Origin of the sequence: Enterobacter cloacae subsp. cloacae ATCC 13047, from assembly GCF_000025565.1 — a bacterium.
In the GTDB taxonomy this organism is placed as follows: domain Bacteria; phylum Pseudomonadota; class Gammaproteobacteria; order Enterobacterales; family Enterobacteriaceae; genus Enterobacter; species Enterobacter cloacae.
Window position 1 is genome coordinate 5,100,925 of record NC_014121.1, and the last position, 16,636, is coordinate 5,117,560.

Genomic DNA, 16,636 nt, shown 5'->3' on the forward strand with positions numbered 1-16,636 from the left:
ATGATATTTTTCTGAAAGTTACACTGCTTCCAGCTTGGCATACGCGGCCACCAGCCATTTGATCCCCTGCCCCTGGAACGCCACCTGCAGGCGACTGTGCTCGCCGCTGCCTTCCAGATTGACGATGGTGCCTTCGCCAAACTTCGAATGGCGCACGCGCTGGCCCAGCTTGTAGCCAGTGTCGGTTTCCGCAATCGGCGAGCCCATCCGCTGATGGCTGACCGGGCGGCTGATACTGGCACGCAGACGAACTTCTTCGACACACTCTTCCGGCAATTCGCCGATAAAGCGCGACGGACGGTGATAGACCTCTTTACCGTACAAACGGCGGGTTTCAGCGTAGGTCAGCGTCAGCTTCTGCATCGCTCGCGTCACGCCTACGTAAGCCAGACGGCGTTCCTCTTCCAGACGCCCGCCTTCATCCAGCGACATCTGGCTCGGGAACATGCCCTCTTCCATGCCGACGATAAACACCTGCGGGAATTCGAGGCCTTTGGCAGAGTGCAGGGTCATCAGTTGAACCGCATCCTGCCAGGTATCCGCCTGCCCTTCGCCCGCTTCCAGCGCGGCGTGAGAAAGGAACGCCTGCAGCGGCATCAGGTCTTCGTCTTCTTCGTTGTAGCTGAACTGGCGCGTTGCCGTCACCAGTTCCTCTAAGTTCTCAATACGGGTCTGGCCCTTCTCGCCTTTTTCCTGCTCGTACATGGTGCGCAGGCCGGAGTCTTTGATCACCCGGTCAGTCTGCACGTGTAGCGGCATGTCGGCGGTTTCCTGCGCCAGCGCGTCAATTAATTCCAGGAAGCGCTGCAGCGCGCTGGCGGCGCGTCCGGCGAGGGCTTTTTCCTGCAACAGCTCGCGGCACGCCTGCCAGAGCGTAAGCTGACGATCGCGCGAAGCCTGACGCACCACGTCCAGCGTTCGGTCACCAATGCCGCGGGTTGGCGTATTCACCACACGTTCAAACGCCGCATCGTCGTTTCGGTTAGCGATCAGGCGCAGATACGAGAGCGCGTCTTTGATCTCCTGACGTTCGAAGAAGCGCATGCCGCCGTAGATACGGTACGGCATGCTCACCTGCAGCAGCGCCTCTTCCAGGACGCGCGACTGGGCGTTGCTGCGGTAGAGAATGGCACACTGTTCCAGCGCGCCACCGTTGTCCTGCCAGGTTTTGATGCGGTTCACCACGAAACGTGCTTCGTCGAGCTCGTTGAAGGCGCAGTAAATCGAAATCGGCTCACCGTCGACCCCATCGGTCCACAGCTTTTTACCCAGGCGCCCGTTGTTGTTTTCAATCAGGGCGTTGGCCGCGCTGAGGATATTGCTGGTCGAGCGGTAGTTCTGCTCCAGACGGATAGTTTCGGCGCCGGGGAAGTCGTTGAGGAAGCGCTGAATGTTTTCCACCTGCGCGCCACGCCAGCCGTAGATGGACTGGTCATCATCGCCTACGATCATCACCTTGCCGGTATCCCCGGCCAGCAGGCGGATCCAGGCGTACTGGATGTTGTTGGTATCCTGGAATTCGTCCACCAGGATGTTGGTGAAGCGTTCACGGTAGTGCTGCAGGATATGCGGTTTGTTCAGCCACAGCTCGTGGGCGCGCAGCAACAGTTCGGCAAAGTCCACCAGCCCGGCGCGGTCACACGCTTCCTGATAGGCCTTGTAAACGTTCTGCCAGGTCTGCTCCACCGGGTTGCCAAAGCTCTGAATATGATGCGGGCGCAACCCTTCGTCTTTCTGGCCGTTGATGTACCACATCGCCTGACGTGGCGGCCACTGTTTCTCGTCGAGATTCATCGCCTTAATCAGGCGTTTCAGCAGACGGAGCTGGTCTTCGCTGTCGAGGATCTGGAAATCCTGCGGCAGATTGGCGTCCATATGGTGCGCACGCAGCAGACGGTGCGCCAGACCGTGGAAGGTGCCGACCCACATGCCGCCCTGGCTGGTGCCCATCAGTTGGGCGATACGGTGGCGCATCTCCGCCGCCGCCTTGTTGGTGAACGTGACCGCCATGATGGAGTACGGAGAGCAGTTTTCCACGCTCTGCAGCCAGGCGATACGGTGAACCAGCACGCGCGTCTTACCACTGCCCGCCCCAGCCAGCACCAGCAGGTTGGTACGCGAGGCGGCAACCGCGTCACGCTGTTTGTCATTAAGGCTGTCGAGCAGGTAAGAAACGTCCATTGGCACCGTCACATAGTATTCAGGAACACAGCAAAGCGCCCGGTGGCGCTTTGCTTACCGGGCCTACAACTGCTAAAACCCTGGTAATTTATACAATATTACTGGTGATTATATCAGCGTCGTGAGGGATGCCAACCGTGAAATTTCCAGGTGCGGCAGAAGACGGCTGTCCGGGGCGATCATCAGGTCCGTCTTTTCTGGCTTGATCCAGCAGGCCTGCATACCGCAGCGGATGGCACCCGCTACGTCTGTGGTCAGGTCATCACCCACATGCAACATTTCGCCGAGCGGCAGGTTCAGCTTCTCCGCCGCCAGATGATACATATCGTTAAACGGCTTCGAGCGCCCGTGCGGACCCGCCCGCAGCACAAATTCAAAGTAATCCCCCAGACCAAACAGCTCCGGCTGCGCATTGCCATTGGTGATTGCGACCAGCGGCCATTTTTCTGCCAGTTTTGCCAGGGTGTCGTGCGTTTCCTGCGGCACGTCGATACGGCTGCGCCATTTGGCGAAGTTTTCCATTGCGGCTTCAGCCCCGACGGCCGCATCCTGTGCGCTCAGCCCAGCGTTGAGCATTGCCTGCTCCACCGCACGGCGACGCCATTCGGTTACATCGTGATAAATATCCGGCTCGGTCTCACGCAGGGACTGACGCAGCAGCTGAAAGTCCTTGTTCTGCATCGTCTTCAGCGCCGGATGGTAGTTCTGAACAAACGCCAGTGACTCCTGCTCAGTTCGCAGGATCACTTCACGGTTGTCATAAAGGGTGTCATCAAGATCAAAAGTCAGGGCTGAGATGTGACCCAGTGGGCGGTAAAAACGCATTATTTCCCCCGTTTGGCGCGTGGATGCGCCGCGTCATACACCGACGCAAGGTGTTGAAAGTCTAAGTGGGTATAGATTTGGGTGGTGGAGAGATTCGCGTGACCGAGCAGCTCCTGCACGCCACGCAGATCGCCACTCGATTCCAGCATATGGGTGGCAAAAGAGTGGCGCAGCTTGTGCGGATGGACGTGGCTGTTCAACCCCTGCTTAATGCCCCACTCTGCAAAGCGTTTCTGCACGTTACGCGCCGAGATCCGCTTGCCGAGTTTCGACAGGAACAGCGCATCCTCCTCGGCGCCAAACAGCCCGCGCAGATCCAGCCAGTGCTCAATCCACGAGACGGCATTACGGCCAATCGGCAGGCGGCGCTCTTTGCTGCCCTTACCCATCACCCACACTTCACCGGACTCCAGATCGAGATGTTTTAAATCGAGATTAACCAGTTCGGAAAGACGCAGACCCGCACCGTACATGACCTCCAGCATCGCGCGATCGCGCACGGCCAGCGGGTCGTTGAGGTCAATATCCAGCAGGCGGTTTACATCGTCGACGTCGATATTTTTCGGCAGGTGACGCGGGGCTTTCGGCGTGGCGATGCCTTTCGCCGGGTTGGCTTTTAAGCCGCCCTGGCTCACCAGCCAGTCGAAGAAACTGCGCAGCGCAGAAAGCCTGAGCGCCAGACTCGCCGGGCTTAGGTTTTTTTTACGGCTACGCACAACAAACCCACGGACGGTTGCAGCGTCACATTGTTGCCAGCTTTTCAGGCCGATCTCATCGGCAATCTGCATGATGGCATCAAGCTGACGCTGATAGTTCAGCAGCGTAATGGGGCTTAGCTGACGTTCAACGCCCAGGTAGCGCAGAAAGCGCGAGACGTCAGTCGCGAGCAGGGCGTCCGTCATACACGTTCAATCCAGCGCTCCAGCAGCTCAGGCAGCATCAGGGCGATCTCCTGCAGCAGCTGCGTGCCTTGTCCCTGCTCGTAATGATGCGCGTCGCGGCTGGTAAATAACATCACCCCCAGATCGCCATCACGCCCCATCATCGACATCGCCACCGAACCTATCGCTTTCGCCTCCGGCAGTACCACCAGCAGTTCCGGCCCGTTAAGCGGCCCAAGATAGTGATGTTCGTGGCCCAGACGCTGAATACGCAGGGGTTCAAACGCCTGGCGACTCAACGCCAGATGGGTAAAACCGGACGGCGCGCCAATGCGCCAGCGGTCAGGGAAAAGACGAATCGTTGCGCCAGCCAGCCCCAGTTCACGCGCCCAGCGGTGGAAACGGCTGAGAAATTCTTCAAGGCTGTGCGCCGAGGCCAGACGCGCCTGCAGATGCAGAAGACGATAGAACAGGCTTTCGTTCGTGTTGGCCTGCTCCATCAGCAACGTCATGTTCTCTTCAAGCTGATTGATGTGGTTGCGCGAGCGTGCCATGTGCCATTCGACCAGCGACACGGTCCCGCGAACCGGATGCGGCACACGCATCGCTTCGACGACGCGTGCATTGCGAATAAAAAACTCAGGATTGCGCAGCAGATAATCAACAACAGCCCTGTCGTCCAGTTCCGTCACCGTTTCCTGCAGTTCTTCCCCTGGTTGTTTCATAGATGGATAAACCCGTCATAGACATGTGCCGCCGGGCCAGTCATATACAGTGGATGACCCGGTCCTTTCCAGGCGATATCAAGACGACCGCCTGGTAACTCCACGCGAACCTCTTCGGCCAGTAACCCCTGAGAGATGCCGACGGCCACCGCAGCACAGGCACCGCTTCCGCAAGCCTGCGTTTCGCCCGCGCCGCGCTCGTACACGCGCAGACGGATATGCTCACGCTTCACCACCTGCATAAAACCGATATTCGCCCGTTCCGGGAAACGTTCATGGCTTTCCAGCACCGGACCCAGGGTTTCAACCGCGGCCGTTTCCACGTTATCGACTTGAATCACACAGTGTGGGTTACCCATCGAGACGACGCCACATAATACTGTCTGCTCGGCCGCACGCATAATATAGGTCTTTTCCGCTTTGTTTGCGCGAAACGGCACCGCAGAAGGTTCGAAGTTTGGCTCGCCCATGTTCACGCGCACCAGCTCGTCATCGGTAACGCTGAGCACCATGCGGCCATTCGCCGTGCTGACACGGATATCGCGTTTGTTGGTCAACCCTTTCAGGCGGACAAAGCGGGCAAAACAGCGCGCGCCGTTGCCGCACTGATTCACCTCGCTGCCATCCGCATTGAAAATACGGTAGTGGAAATCGAGGTCGGGATCGTACGGCGGTTCAACCACCAGCAGCTGATCGAACCCCACGCCCAGGTGTCGATCCGCCAGGCGGCGGATCAGTTCCGGGGAGAAAAAGACATTCTGCGTTACCGCGTCGACGACCATAAAATCGTTACCAAGGCCATGCATTTTAGAGAACTGCATCATTTGCTCCATTGCGCGGGTACAGAACGTGATCGTCAGAGATTAACCTGAGTCGGGCCACCGTTGTTGCCACGATCGTTAGTGTCTGGCGTAGATGACTCAATGCCGCTGTTTACAGGTTTCGTCGGAGGCGGCGCGGTTTTATCCGCTGGCGGGAAGTACAGCGGCCCCTTCAGTCCACAGCCAGTCAGACTAAACAGCGTGATGAGAACGGCAAGCGTTCGGAAAGCGTTTTTCATTATAAAGTTGCCCGTAAGTTCAAATCTGTTTCTATCATCGCAGGAGAAGACACAAAAGCAAGAGTTTGCCGCTTTCCTGCAACGGGAATTATTTAGGGTTATACTGCCGGCATCACGAAAAACAGGAACAAAACCATGAACGACAGTGAATTCCATCGCCTTGCCGACACCCTGTGGATGACCATTGAAGAGCGCCTGGACGACTGGGAAGGCGACAGCGATATCGATTGTGAAATCAACGGCGGTATCCTGACCCTCAGTTTCGAAAACGGCAGCAAAATTATTATTAACCGCCAGGAGCCGCTTCACCAGGTATGGCTGGCGGCCAGACAGGGTGGCTACCATTTCGATCTGAAAGGGGATGAATGGGTTTGTGACCGTAGCGGCGAAACCTTCTGGGATCTGCTGGAGCAGGCTGCAACCGCGCAGGCGGGTGAAGATGTGAGTTTCAGGTAGTTTTGTTGCCCGGTGGCGCTGTGCTTACCCGGCCTACAGATTCGAGCTGTTGTAGGCCCGGTAAGGCGTAGCCGCCACCGGGCGAGCGAAAAGCATCACGAGAAATACTGCTGCAACAGCGGTGCGGTATCCTGATTCGCAGGCACGGCAGGCGTGACGGCCTGAGTACGGAACGGAATCACCTGCGCACGGCCATCGACATTCACAATCTGGTAGAACTGCGGCAGGTTGAAGTTGATGAAGCTGGAGCCGTAGGTGAAGCGGTCGTGTGATGAGGAGTAGAAGCGGCTAACGTCACGCACCAGCTCCTCTTTACTGCCTTCGCAGTGGTGATACACCTCTGCGCGGTTGGTCTCATCAAGAATATAGATGTTGAAACCGGCATCGTCTCCCGACTCTTCAAAGAAGAACTGGATAATCCCTTCACTGGCAAATCCATCCACCACCTGCGGCAACTTGACGTGGTTGGTCTCCACCTGAACCGACAGACCATGCAGTTTGTTGTGCGAAATCGCGCCGTAAAACTCAATGGCGTTCTCCAGCTTCTGCACCGACACGTTCAGGCGTTCGAAGAACAGACCCCAGGTTTGCCCTGAAACACGCAGCGCTTTAAAGCGACCGGTTTCCTGACGGGTACTGGAAAGACGCAGCTCAATACACTCTGAAACTAACTGCTGCACGCGGGTACGAATCAAACCACGCAGGTGCTGGCTGTAGCAGAACACTTCCACGCTGTCCGGCGGCGCGGCATCCTGGTGCATCTTACCGAGAATGGTTTTCAACGCTTCGATCATCGCCTGCTCGCCGTTGAAGTGCAGCGTACGCACTTCGTTCCACGAGTTGCGGTACAGCAGATCCACGCTGCCGACCAGGCAATTTTGCTGCTCGCCAAAGCTGAAGACGTCCAGCTTGCGGAAGTCAAAATGCACGACCTGATTGCGGAAGGCCGCCGTCGGGTCATATTCCAGGTTGACGATAATCGCCAGATGGCGAATTTCACACGGGCTGTAGAGCGCTTTTGGCGTGGGTGCCGGCAGACGCAGCGGGAAGTGATGGGAGACATCTGCCACCATCTCCTGCAGTTTGGCTAAATCGACCACCTCGTTGCCTTTGATAAACAGGCGTGTGCGCGAGGTCAGCAGGCCGTTAAACCAGGCCCAGGCCACCAGCTTGTTCAGGTAGCGGTTATACTCCAGCGGCTGATGGCTAATGATTGAATCCATGCTTGGGGCACGGTTATACAGATACCACCCGGTGCGGTTCGCGCGGCCCGGCGGCACATAGATAAAGGTCAGGTTTGGCTCTGACAGATCGGGCGAAATTTGCGGGTTAACCAGAGTGACTTTGCCCGGCAGCGCTTCAAACGCGGCATACAGTTTGCGGGTCAAAACCCCGATGTCCTGCGGGCTGGCGGACACGCTGAGATTGTTACGGCGCGCAAAGCGGATCAGGTTACGGTAGCTTTGCATCATCGCATCAAGCAGTTCGTTGTGCGCTTCACGCACCTGATCGATTTTCCAGTTGGCGCGATTGTCGAGCATGGAGAGACGCTCTTCGCCCCATCCCCACTCTTTGACGAGCTGAGAAACCACTTCACGACGCCAGCCCACGCAGGCGCGTTCGCGGCTCAATTTCTCACAAACTTTGAGATAGAAACATCGACGCACCAGGTCGAGACGCGTGGTGTCATCAATGGCTTTCAGGTATTCGGTAACGCGTTCCAGCATCATGCAGTAGGCATCAAGCCCAAAGGAGACAATCTCCCCGTCGTGCAGACGCTGCTTGATATCTTTCGCCAGCAGGCGTGGGGTTGGGTATTCCCAGGAATAGGCTTCGAGCAACAGCGTTTTCAGCACCGCTTTGTACGGTGAGTCGATGCTCTTATAAAGCTGCCAGAGGCTCGCGCCAAAGTACTCTTCGGCTGACAGGGAGCTCAGGCCGCCCAAATCCAGCCATTCGTTTGGCGTCAGTACGCCCTGCGCGTAGAGCGACATCACGTAATCATCGTAATGCTCTTCTTCTTCGCACGGGACCATATTCCACAGAATACGCTTCCCGGCCAGACGCACTGCCGTACGGTAAAATTCGTCCAGCAATAAGATGTGCTGCGTGGAGCCGCAGTCCTCACCACCCAGACTGCCGCTTTCGTTATGGCGGAAACGGTTTTCATCAATCAGGAAGAAGCTCACTTCCACGCCAAGCGATGCCGCCCAGCTTTCCAGCAGGCTACATTTACGCTGCAGCAACTGACGCTCTTCGTTATCGAGCCAGGATTGATGGCAGACCCAGATGTCCAGGTCAGACGAACAGCTTTGCCCTACCGAAGAGGTGCTCCCCATGGAGTAAACGCCGGTGATAGGCAGTTCACCTTTCGGGGATTCCTGCGGCGGCATGCCACGGTAGAGTTCAAGTTCGTTGAGATAATGCTGTTGGGTTTCATCAGGCGTGAAAAGGCAAATGCCCTTGGGAACGTTACCGTCAAGGTAACCCGGCATCAGCGGATGGTGATAGTGCAATAATGTCGGCAGCAGACTGTATACCTGCTGGAAAGCAGGGCCCATGGCAGCAAGCGCGCGATCCACACGCAGTTGATTGATGGCATCCAGTCTCTGTTTCAGAGTCTCAATATAGAGGTACAAGACGTATCGCCTGATGTTTCCGGGTGTCGCAAGCTATTCAAAAACCAAAATATCAGCGAGCCCGCAGTATTTCAAAAAGATAACCGTTACCCTTTTTCGCCCTTATCATTATGCTGGTACCGACGAAAAAATGGTCTAAAACGTGATCAATTTAACACCTTGCCGATTGACCGTAAAGAAAGTTGCGCTACATACAAAGTGTAGCACCGTTCTGTACGTGTAAATTCCTTAATACGGCTGTGGCTGACGAGAACTCCCGCCCTGTCCCTCTCTTCTTCATCACCGTAAAACTGCCATCCCAGAGTCAACAATGTTAGGATGGTTAGCGATTGATAATGACGGTAACAAGCATGTTAGACAATGTTTTGAGAATTGCCACACGCCAAAGCCCTCTTGCGCTCTGGCAGGCACATTATGTTAAGCAGCGCCTGGAAGCCTGCCACAGCGGCTTGCGCGTCGAGCTGGTGCCCATGGTCACGCGCGGCGATGTGATCCTTGATACGCCGCTGGCGAAAGTGGGCGGCAAAGGCTTGTTTGTCAAAGAACTGGAACTGGCATTGCTTGAGAACCGCGCCGATATCGCCGTGCATTCGATGAAAGACGTGCCCGTCGAGTTCCCGGAAGGGCTGGGGCTGGTGACCATTTGCGAGCGCGAGGATCCGCGCGATGCGTTTGTCTCTAACCAGTTTGACTCGCTTGATGCGTTGCCCAAAGGCAGCGTGGTTGGCACGTCCAGTTTACGCCGCCAGTGTCAGTTGGCTGAACGCCGTCCGGATCTGATCATACGCTCGCTGCGCGGTAACGTTGGCACGCGTCTGGGCAAGCTGGATAACGGCGATTACGATGCCATTATCCTCGCGGTAGCAGGTCTTAAGCGTCTGGGGCTGGAGTCACGCATTCGCGTCGCATTGCCACCAGAGCTCTCTTTGCCGGCCGTGGGACAGGGCGCTGTAGGTATTGAGTGCCGTCTGGATGACAGGCGTACCCGTGAACTGCTTGCGCCGCTGAATCATGACGAGACGGCCATTCGCGTCAAAGCCGAGCGTGCGATGAATACCCGCCTTGAAGGGGGGTGCCAGGTGCCGATTGGCAGCTATGCTGAATTAATTAACGGTGAACTGTGGCTGCGTGCGCTGGTTGGCGCGCCGGACGGTTCGCAGATGGTACGCGGTGAGCGCCGCGGTAAACCGCAAGATGCTGAGCAGCTTGGCATTTCGCTGGCGGAAGAGTTACTGGATAACGGTGCCCGCGAGATTCTGGCTGTCGTTTACGATGGAGAGCCCCCTGCATGAGTATTCTCGTCACCCGCCCTTCTCCCGCAGGAGAGCAGTTAGTGAGCCGTCTGCGCGCACTGGGGCAGGTGGCCTGGAGTTTTCCGCTTATTGAATTCTCCCCGGGTCGGGAGCTGTCCGCGCTCGCCGACCATATGAATACCCTTCAGGAAGGCGACCTGCTGTTTGCCTTGTCGCAACATGCCGTGGAATTTGCCCATGCGCAGCTACAACAGCAGGGACTGAACTGGCCTACCGCGCCACGCTATTTCGCGATTGGCCGTTCCACCGCCCTGGCGCTGCATACCGTAAGTGGAGCAGACGTACGTTACCCGTTAGATCGGGAAACCAGCGAAGTCTTGCTACAATTACCTGAATTACAAACCCTAATCGGAAAACGTGCGCTGATTTTACGCGGTAACGGCGGACGCGAACTGTTAGGCGAAACGCTGCGTGAACGCGGAGCTGACGTCACGTTTTGCGAATGTTATCAACGCTGTGCAAAACATTACGATGGTGCACAAGAGGCGATGCGCTGGCATACGCGCGGCATTACAACGCTGGTGGTGACCAGCGGCGAAATGCTGCAGCAACTCTGGTCGCTGGTGCCGCTTTGGTATCGTGAAAACTGGTTACTCCACTGTCGGCTTTTGGTCGTCAGTGAGCGTCTGGCGAACCTCGCCCGGGAACTGGGCTGGCAAGATATTCGGATCGCTGATAACGCCGACAACGATGCGCTGCTGCGCGCATTACAATAACTCTCATAATGGGATGCCATAATGACGGAACACGACAAATCCTCCGCCGTGGTTGAAGAGACCAGGGAGACTGTGGACATGACGCCACAGTCAGAAACGACTGAGAAAACCGTTGAGAAGAAAAACGGCAGCAACAAGACCAGCCTTGCGCTGAGCGCGATTGCCATCGCCATTGCGCTGGCAGCAGGCGTCAGCCTCTACGGTCTGGTGAAACAGCAAAGCACCAATCAGACGGCAACCAGCGACGCGCTGGTTAATCAGCTCGCTGCGCTGCAAAAAGCGCAGGAGACACAAAAAACCGAGCTGGAAGGCGTCATCAAACAGCAGGCCGCCGCGCTTGCCGATGCGAACAGCAAACAGGAAGAGCTAACCAAACAGCTGGACGAAGTGCAGCAAAAAGTGGCCTCCATTTCCGGTACCGATGCCAAAACATGGCTGCTTTCTCAGGCCGATTTTCTGGTGAAACTGGCCGGGCGTAAGCTCTGGAGCGATCAGGATGTCACCACCGCCGCCGCTCTGCTGAAAAGCGCAGATGCGAGCCTGGCGGACATGAACGATCCAAGCCTCATCACTGCACGTCGCGCCATTACCGAAGACATCGCCAGCCTCTCCGCCGTTTCTCAGGTGGATTATGACGGCATCATCCTCAAGGTAAATCAGCTCTCGAACCAGATTGATAACCTGCAGCTGGCAGATAACAACGACGACGATTCTCCCATGGATTCCGACGGCACCGAACTGTCCAGCTCCCTGAGCGAGTGGCGTGTAAACCTGCAAAAAAGCTGGCAGAACTTTATGGACAGCTTCATCACCATTCGTCGCCGTGATGAAACCGCCGTGCCGCTGTTAGCGCCGAACCAGGATATCTACCTGCGTGAGAACATTCGTTCCCGTCTGCTGGTCGCGGCCCAGGCCGTGCCACGTCATCAGGAAGAGACCTACAAACAGGCGCTGGATAACGTCTCCACATGGGTACGTGCTTACTACGATACCGATGATGCCACCACCACGGCGTTCCTCGATGACATCGACAAACTGAGTCAGCAGAACATCACCATGAACGTGCCGGATAAACTGGCCAGCCAGCCGATTCTGGAAAAGCTGATGCAAACGCGCGTACGTAACCTGCTGGCACAGCCGGGCGTTCCGGCTGAGCAGACGGGTGAACCTGCACCAGCCGCCGCGCCCGCGCCTGAAAGCGCCCCACAAGGAGAGTAACGATGCTTAAAGTACTCTTACTCTTTATCCTGCTGATCGCCGGGATCGTCCTTGGGCCGATGCTTGCCGGTCACCAGGGATACGTGTTGATCCAGACCGACAATTACAACATCGAAACCAGCGTAACGGGTCTGGTGATCATTCTGATCCTGGGCGTTGTGGTGCTGCTGGCGCTGGAGTGGATCCTGCGCCGTATTTTCCGCACCGGTGCCCATACCCGTGGCTGGTTCGTTGGCCGCAAGCGCCGTCGCGCCCGTAAGCAGACCGAGCAGGCGCTGATTAAGCTCGCCGAGGGCGACTATCAGCAGGTGGAAAAGCTGATGTCCAAAAACGCCGATCACGCCGAACAACCCGTCGTGAACTATCTGTTGGCTGCTGAAGCAGCTCAACAGCGTGGTGACGAGGCCCGTGCAAATCAGCATCTGGAGCGCGCATCGGAGATGGCGTCCGACAACCAGATCCCGGTTGAGATCACTCGCGTTCGCCTGCAGCTGGCACGTAATGAAAACCATGCGGCTCGCCACGGCGTTGACCGTCTGCTGGAAATCACTCCTCGCCACCCTGAAGTGCTGCGCCTTGCCGAGCAGGCCTATATCCGTACCGGTGCCTGGGGTTCACTGCTGGACATTATTCCTTCGATGGCGAAAGCCGACGTGGGTGATGATGAACATCGTGACGAACTCCAGCGCATGGCGTGGATTGGTTTGATGGATCAGGCGCGTGCCGATCTGGGCAGCGATGGTCTGAAAACCTGGTGGAAGAATCAGAGCCGCAAAACACGTCAGCAGGTTCCTCTGCAGGTGGCAATGGCGGAACACCTGATTGAATGTGACGATCATGACACGGCTCAGGAGATCCTCCTCGACGGTCTGAAGCGCCAGTACGACGATCGTCTGGTCATGGTGATCCCGCGTCTGAAAACCAACAACCCTGAGCAAATCGAAAAAGTGCTGCGTCAACAGATCAAAACCGTTGGCGATCGTCCGCTGCTCTGGAGCACGCTGGGCCAGTCGCTGATGAAACACGGTGAATGGCAGGAGGCGAGCCTCGCCTTCCGTGCGGCGTTAAAACAGCGCCCGGACGCGTTTGACTATGCGTGGCTTGCCGATACGCTCGACAAGCAGCATAAACCGGAAGAAGCTGCCGCCATGCGGCGCGACGGGCTTCTGCTAACGCTACAGAACAACGGAACGCAGCAGTAATTATCAAGGAGGCCAGACGGCCTCCTTTTTTAGGCATAAAAAAACGCCTGCTATAAGAGCAGGCGTTAAAACAGGTCTGTAAGACAACATATTTGGTGCTTCACTCAACGTTATGCCCATGGTGTCTGATGAGGCCGAAGCGACATCTGTCAGTGGACGATAAGCACCGTAAATGGCTCTGCATCATTCCTGAGTTTATGAGGCACGAAGGCGAACATAAGAGATGGAATGAGCATCTACACGTATATTATTGCACGTTACATGCCAACGTTACACGAAGAAATTTTACATCGCGCAACATTTTAAGATAAAAGGAATTTCTGCTGCTAAGACCCGTCTGACGCACCATAAGATATCGGTAAAAGCGCAGAAGTGTCGTCAGAAAGAGACGGTTAAGACGCTGATGAAATATTATTTTAGTTTTCAATTAATTAAGTGTCGCTGGTTCGCGACAACAGGAAACGCGTATGTCGGGGAATGGATACAGAGGTGAAAAGCCGCAGAAAACAAAAAACCCCGCCGAAGCGGGGTTCAAAATTGGTCGGCGAGAGAGGATTCGAACCTCCGACCCACTGGTCCCAAACCAGTTGCGCTACCAAGCTGCGCTACTCGCCGATGTACTGCTTTTTGAATTTTTAGTTCAATTCATTAAAGTCGTGGTGCGAGGGGGGGGACTTGAACCCCCACGTCCGTAAGAACACTAACACCTGAAGCTAGCGCGTCTACCAATTCCGCCACCTTCGCAATTCACAACTCTTCAATAATGGGGTGGCTAATGGGATTCGAACCCACGACAACTGGAATCACAATCCAGGGCTCTACCAACTGAGCTATAGCCACCACTGTATTCTTTCACGCGGTACTGACTACTTCTCAGACCACCGCAGCTCTAGCGCCGGGACTAAAATGGCGCGCCCGACAGGATTCGAACCTGAGACCTCTGCCTCCGGAGGGCAGCGCTCTATCCAGCTGAGCTACGGGCGCTTAGCGCCGTTGCGGGGCTGGATATTACGTACCTCCGACCCCGCTGTCTAGTGCTTTTTTGAAAAAAATGCGCGTTTGGTTATGGTTTGCACATTTTGCCGCTTATTCCTCCACTTTCTGCGTGGTGACGCGGCGCCCCAGCCCAAATAGCTTATAGGCTGCAGTGACTGCCGCCAGGAAGATCATCCCGACAAACAGCGACATGCGGGTATCATCATTAAAGTACATCCCGATTAATACGCAAATCAGGAACGCCATCGTCAAATAGTTCGCATACGGGAACAGAATCGAGCGGAACGGATGGCTGGCAATCGCCTGTTTATGCGCATGGCGGAAACGCAGCTGGCTGATCAGAATAACGAACCACGGCACCATCCCCGGCAGCACGCTGGCGCTGTAGACATAAACAAATACGCGCTGCGGATTTGGAATAATGTAGTTCAGGCATGAGCCAATCAGCAGGATGGCAATCGACACCGCCACACCCGCAACAGGCACACCCGCGCGGGACACTTTACTCATTGCCGCAGGCAATTGGTTATTCTTCGAAAGCGCATAGAGCATACGACCGCAGCTGTACATTCCGCTGTTACAGCCAGACAACGCCGCCGTCAGGACGACAAAGTTGATGATACCTGCCGCCGCCGTAATACCAATCTTCGCGAATGTTAAGACAAACGGGCTGCCTGTCGTGCCGATCTCATTCCACGGGAAGATGGTCACGATAACGAAGATCGCCCCCACATAGAAAATCAGGATACGCCACAGCACCTTACCCACTGCACTACGCAGCGTGACCTGCGGGTTCTTCGCTTCACCGGCTGTAATACCGATAAGCTCAACGCCCTGATAGGACGCGACAACGATACACAGCGCCGTCAGGAAGCCTTTCCAGCCACCAGCGAAGAAGCCGCCGTGTTCGGTCAGGTTACCGAAGCCAATCGCGTGACCACCGTTGCCAAAGCCGAAGAAGATGACGCCGAGTCCAACCACAATCATCACGATGATGGTGGTGACTTTAATCATCGCAAACCAGAACTCGATTTCACCATAAAGGCGAACGGCTGCCAGGTTTGCCATTGCCACCAGCCCCACAGCAATCAGCGCCGGTATCCACTGGACCATATCCGGGAACCAGAACTGCACATACACCCCGATTGCGGTAATCTCCGAGATACCCACCGCCATCCACATAAACCAGTATGACCAGGCCGTCAGATAGCCGAAGAACGGGCTCATGTAGCGGTGCGCATAGACGGCGAAAGAGCCGGTCACTGGCTCCAGGAAGAGCATTTCGCCCATTGAACGCATGATGAAGAAAACGAACAGGCCAGCAATAATATATGCCAGCAGAACGGATGGCCCAGCCCATTTGAGCGTGCTTGCAGAGCCCATAAACAGGCCCACACCAATAGTGCCGCCCAGCGCTATCAGTTCAATATGACGAGCTTCCAGCCCACGCTGTAGCTCCGGTTTTTTCTCTGCCATAGATCCTCGGTTGTGTTTGCTGTTTCCCGGCTTAATACCAGGTATTGTTTTTTAGGGGTACTAAAATACGGAGCGAATGGTTTCTTAAATTCTGCAAAATGGCAAACAATGCATTAAAAAAATAAATGCATTGCACAGTTTCGCAGCAGTTTTGCAGGGGAGTTGCAGCGCGAACAGCATATCGCGCTACATTTTGATTACATTTTTCCGGTGTAGTGCCAGGCGAGATAACGCAGCAGACGGAGCTGGCGTTTAATACGTGTTGGTTGCGACAGCAGGCGGTACAGCCACTCCAGTCCCAGGTTTTGCCATACCTTCGGCGCACGTTTTACATGGCCAGTGAAGACGTCATAGGTCCCGCCGACGCCCATATAGAGGGCATCCGGGCAAACCAGACGGCAATCACGCATCAAAATTTCCTGGCGCGGTGAGCCCATCGCCACGGTGACAATTTTCGCCCCGCTGTCGCGCACGCGGTCAAAAAGCGCCTGCCGATCCTCTGGTTTAAAATAGCCGTCCTGACTACCCACAATATTAACATTCCACTGACGCCGCAGCTTCTGCTCGGTCTGCGCCAGGACCTCAGGCTTACCGCCAATAAGAAATACGGGCGTGCCTTCTGCCCCTGCACGTGCCATCAACTGTTCCCAGAGATCGGCCCCCGCGACGCGTGAAACATTAGCACCAGGAAACTTTTTGCGGATCGAGCGTACCACGCTGATACCGTCCGCGTATTTAAACTCGGCGGCCTCGATCAGACTTCTGACTTCAGCGTTATCTTCTACCGCCAGCATTTTCTCCGCATTGATGGCGACCAGCGTACCGGATTTCATCTGGCCACCCGCAAAGAGAAAATCCAGCGCGTGTTGCATATCGCGCCAGCCAATAAGCTGCAGGCCACGCAGCGCGTAGCGCGGTGCAGAGGTTGTGTCGGTCATGACTATCCTT

General features: G+C 55.9%; 14 protein-coding genes and 4 tRNA genes. 5 read left to right on the plus strand and 13 right to left on the minus strand.

Going from position 1 to position 16,636, the window contains the following annotated elements; genetic code table 11:
• Nucleotides 1-18: 18 nt before the first annotated feature.
• The 6 genes from uvrD to lptM all read right to left on the minus strand — a co-directional run bounded on the left by uvrD (nt 19) and on the right by lptM (nt 5,672).
• Nucleotides 19-2,181: a DNA helicase II gene (gene uvrD / locus ECL_RS24780; protein WP_013099255.1), complete on the minus strand. Its 2,163-nt coding sequence runs from the start codon at nt 2,179-2,181 to the stop codon at nt 19-21.
• Between the two features lie 108 nt (nt 2,182-2,289).
• The gene (gene yigB / locus ECL_RS24785; protein ID WP_013099256.1) at nt 2,290-3,006 is read right to left on the minus strand and encodes a 5-amino-6-(5-phospho-D-ribitylamino)uracil phosphatase YigB; all 717 of its coding nucleotides are present in this window, start codon (nt 3,004-3,006) and stop codon (nt 2,290-2,292) included.
• Nucleotides 3,006-3,908, minus strand: coding sequence for a tyrosine recombinase XerC (xerC, locus tag ECL_RS24790; protein WP_013099257.1), 903 nt, complete (start codon nt 3,906-3,908; stop codon nt 3,006-3,008). Before xerC ends, yigB begins: the two co-directional genes overlap by 1 nt.
• Entirely contained in the window at nt 3,905-4,612 is a 708-nt protein-coding gene (locus ECL_RS24795; protein WP_013099258.1) for a DUF484 domain-containing protein, read from the minus strand. The genes xerC and ECL_RS24795 overlap by 4 nt, the downstream gene beginning before the upstream one ends.
• A complete protein-coding gene (gene dapF / locus ECL_RS24800; RefSeq protein WP_013099259.1) occupies nt 4,609-5,433 on the minus strand; it encodes a diaminopimelate epimerase in 825 nt (274 codons plus the stop codon). The genes ECL_RS24795 and dapF overlap by 4 nt, the downstream gene beginning before the upstream one ends.
• 35 nt (nt 5,434-5,468) lie before the next feature.
• On the minus strand, nt 5,469-5,672 hold the full coding sequence (gene lptM, locus ECL_RS24805) for an LPS translocon maturation chaperone LptM (protein WP_013099260.1): 204 nt from the start codon (nt 5,670-5,672) through the stop codon (nt 5,469-5,471).
• Nucleotides 5,673-5,807: 135 nt separating this feature from the next.
• On the opposite strand from lptM, the gene cyaY reads away from it, so the two are divergent.
• A complete protein-coding gene (gene cyaY, locus ECL_RS24810; RefSeq protein ID WP_013099261.1) occupies nt 5,808-6,128 on the plus strand; it encodes an iron donor protein CyaY in 321 nt (106 codons plus the stop codon).
• Nucleotides 6,129-6,223: 95 nt separating this feature from the next.
• Here cyaY and cyaA read toward each other — a convergent pair whose 3' ends face one another.
• Nucleotides 6,224-8,767, minus strand: a complete 2,544-nt coding sequence (gene cyaA, locus ECL_RS24815) for a class I adenylate cyclase (RefSeq protein WP_013099262.1) — start codon at nt 8,765-8,767, stop codon at nt 6,224-6,226.
• Between the two features lie 350 nt (nt 8,768-9,117).
• Between cyaA and hemC the strand changes: the two genes are divergently transcribed.
• Genes hemC through hemY form a run of 4 tightly spaced genes read left to right on the plus strand, consistent with a single transcriptional unit; the run spans nt 9,118 to nt 13,216 of the window.
• Nucleotides 9,118-10,059, plus strand: coding sequence for a hydroxymethylbilane synthase (hemC, locus tag ECL_RS24820; protein WP_013099264.1), 942 nt, complete (start codon nt 9,118-9,120; stop codon nt 10,057-10,059).
• Nucleotides 10,056-10,796, plus strand: a complete 741-nt coding sequence (hemD, locus tag ECL_RS24825; protein ID WP_029883127.1) for a uroporphyrinogen-III synthase — start codon at nt 10,056-10,058, stop codon at nt 10,794-10,796. Before hemC ends, hemD begins: the two co-directional genes overlap by 4 nt.
• Nucleotides 10,797-10,817: 21 nt before the next feature.
• On the plus strand, nt 10,818-12,014 hold the full coding sequence (gene hemX / locus ECL_RS24830; protein ID WP_044159144.1) for a uroporphyrinogen-III C-methyltransferase: 1,197 nt from the start codon (nt 10,818-10,820) through the stop codon (nt 12,012-12,014).
• Between the two features lie 2 nt (nt 12,015-12,016).
• On the plus strand, nt 12,017-13,216 hold the full coding sequence (hemY, locus tag ECL_RS24835) for a protoheme IX biogenesis protein HemY (protein WP_013099267.1): 1,200 nt from the start codon (nt 12,017-12,019) through the stop codon (nt 13,214-13,216).
• A 538-nt stretch (nt 13,217-13,754) separates the two neighbouring features.
• On the opposite strand, the gene ECL_RS24840 is transcribed toward hemY, so the two are convergent.
• The 6 genes from ECL_RS24840 to wecG form a co-directional block, all read right to left on the minus strand.
• A tRNA-Pro gene (locus ECL_RS24840) sits at nt 13,755-13,831 on the minus strand.
• A gap of 42 nt (nt 13,832-13,873) precedes the next feature.
• Nucleotides 13,874-13,960, minus strand: a tRNA-Leu gene (locus ECL_RS24845).
• 20 nt (nt 13,961-13,980) lie between these two features.
• A tRNA-His gene (locus ECL_RS24850) sits at nt 13,981-14,056 on the minus strand.
• 67 nt (nt 14,057-14,123) lie between these two features.
• Nucleotides 14,124-14,200, minus strand: a tRNA-Arg gene (locus ECL_RS24855).
• A 102-nt stretch (nt 14,201-14,302) separates the two neighbouring features.
• Nucleotides 14,303-15,688, minus strand: a complete 1,386-nt coding sequence (gene thrP / locus ECL_RS24860; RefSeq protein WP_013099268.1) for a bifunctional threonine/serine APC transporter ThrP — start codon at nt 15,686-15,688, stop codon at nt 14,303-14,305.
• 197 nt (nt 15,689-15,885) lie between these two features.
• Nucleotides 15,886-16,626 (minus strand): lipopolysaccharide N-acetylmannosaminouronosyltransferase, encoded by a 741-nt coding sequence (wecG, locus tag ECL_RS24865; protein ID WP_013099269.1) that lies wholly within the window; start codon nt 16,624-16,626, stop codon nt 15,886-15,888.
• Between the last annotated feature and the right edge of the window lie 10 nt (nt 16,627-16,636).

Coding starts and splice junctions, on each gene's coding strand:
- uvrD (WP_013099255.1), bottom strand. CDS start 2,181: ATGGACGTTTCTTACCTGCTCGACAGCCTTAATGACAAACAGCGTGAC.
- yigB (WP_013099256.1), bottom strand. CDS start 3,006: ATGCGTTTTTACCGCCCACTGGGTCACATCTCAGCCCTGACTTTTGAT.
- xerC (WP_013099257.1), bottom strand. CDS start 3,908: ATGACGGACGCCCTGCTCGCGACTGACGTCTCGCGCTTTCTGCGCTAC.
- ECL_RS24795 (WP_013099258.1), bottom strand. CDS start 4,612: ATGAAACAACCAGGGGAAGAACTGCAGGAAACGGTGACGGAACTGGAC.
- dapF (WP_013099259.1), bottom strand. CDS start 5,433: ATGCAGTTCTCTAAAATGCATGGCCTTGGTAACGATTTTATGGTCGTC.
- lptM (WP_013099260.1), bottom strand. CDS start 5,672: ATGAAAAACGCTTTCCGAACGCTTGCCGTTCTCATCACGCTGTTTAGT.
- cyaY (WP_013099261.1), top strand. CDS start 5,808: ATGAACGACAGTGAATTCCATCGCCTTGCCGACACCCTGTGGATGACC.
- hemC (WP_013099264.1), top strand. CDS start 9,118: ATGTTAGACAATGTTTTGAGAATTGCCACACGCCAAAGCCCTCTTGCG.
- hemD (WP_029883127.1), top strand. CDS start 10,056: ATGAGTATTCTCGTCACCCGCCCTTCTCCCGCAGGAGAGCAGTTAGTG.
- hemX (WP_044159144.1), top strand. CDS start 10,818: ATGACGGAACACGACAAATCCTCCGCCGTGGTTGAAGAGACCAGGGAG.
- hemY (WP_013099267.1), top strand. CDS start 12,017: ATGCTTAAAGTACTCTTACTCTTTATCCTGCTGATCGCCGGGATCGTC.
- thrP (WP_013099268.1), bottom strand. CDS start 15,688: ATGGCAGAGAAAAAACCGGAGCTACAGCGTGGGCTGGAAGCTCGTCAT.
- wecG (WP_013099269.1), bottom strand. CDS start 16,626: ATGACCGACACAACCTCTGCACCGCGCTACGCGCTGCGTGGCCTGCAG.